This window comes from Rhizobium sp. BK456 (genome assembly GCF_014194045.1).
Taxonomy (GTDB): domain Bacteria; phylum Pseudomonadota; class Alphaproteobacteria; order Rhizobiales; family Rhizobiaceae; genus Rhizobium; species Rhizobium redzepovicii.
In genome coordinates, this window is sequence record NZ_JACIAO010000031.1 from 1 (window position 1) to 1,082 (window position 1,082).

Below are 1,082 nucleotides of genomic sequence, written 5' to 3' on the forward strand. Positions count from 1 at the left end.
TCGAAGCCCTTGTTGATGTCGTCGAGCGGCATGGTGTGGGTGATCATCGGGTCGATCTGGATCTTGCCCTGCATGTACCAGTCGACGATCTTCGGCACGTCGGTGCGCCCGCGCGCGCCGCCGAAGGCGGTGCCCATCCAGTTGCGACCGGTGACCAGCTGGAACGGACGGGTGGAGATCTCCTGGCCGGCCCCGGCAACGCCGATGATGATCGATTTGCCCCAGCCGCGGTGGGAGGCCTCCAGCGCCTGGCGCATCACCTTGGTGTTGCCGGTGCAGTCGAAGGTGTAGTCGGCGCCGCCGATCAGGTCGCCATTGCGTTTGGTCATGTTGACGAGATGCGGCACGATGTCGTCGCCCACCTCCTTCGGATTGACGAAATGCGTCATGCCGAACTTCTCGCCCCAGGCCTTGCGGTCAGGATTGATGTCGACGCCGATGATCATGTCGGCGCCGGCGAGCCTGAGCCCCTGCAGCACGTTGAGGCCGATTCCGCCGAGACCGAAGACGATGGCCGTCGAACCGATCTCGACCTTGGCGGTATTGATCACCGCGCCAATGCCGGTGGTGACACCGCAGCCGATATAGCAGATCTTGTCGAAGGGCGCGTCGGGATTGACCTTGGCAAGGGCGATCTCCGGCAGCACAGTGTAATTGGCGAAGGTCGAGCAGCCCATATAGTGGTGGATCTTGTCCTTGCCGATGGAGAAGCGCGAGGTTCCGTCCGGCATCACACCCTGGCCCTGGGTCGAGCGGATCGCCGTGCAGAGATTGGTCTTGCGGGAGAGGCAGGAATAACACTCGCGGCATTCCGGCGTGTAGAGCGGAATGACATGGTCGCCCTTCTTCACCGAGGTGACGCCAGGGCCGACGTCGATAACGATGCCGGCACCCTCATGGCCGAGAATGGCCGGGAACAGGCCTTCCGGATCGGCACCCGACAGGGTGAAATCGTCGGTGTGGCAGATGCCCGTCGCCTTGACCTCGACCAGCACTTCGCCGGCCCGCGGACCTTCCAGCTGCACGGTCATCACTTCGAGCGGTTTTCCGGCCTGAACGGCAACAGCGGCGCGAACGTCCAT

At 63.4% G+C, this 1,082-nt stretch carries 1 protein-coding gene; it reads right to left on the reverse strand.

What is annotated here, in order from left to right:
- A partial coding sequence (locus FHX03_RS34185) for an S-(hydroxymethyl)glutathione dehydrogenase/class III alcohol dehydrogenase (RefSeq protein ID WP_183857582.1) occupies nt 1-1,082 on the reverse strand: 1,082 nt, incomplete at both ends.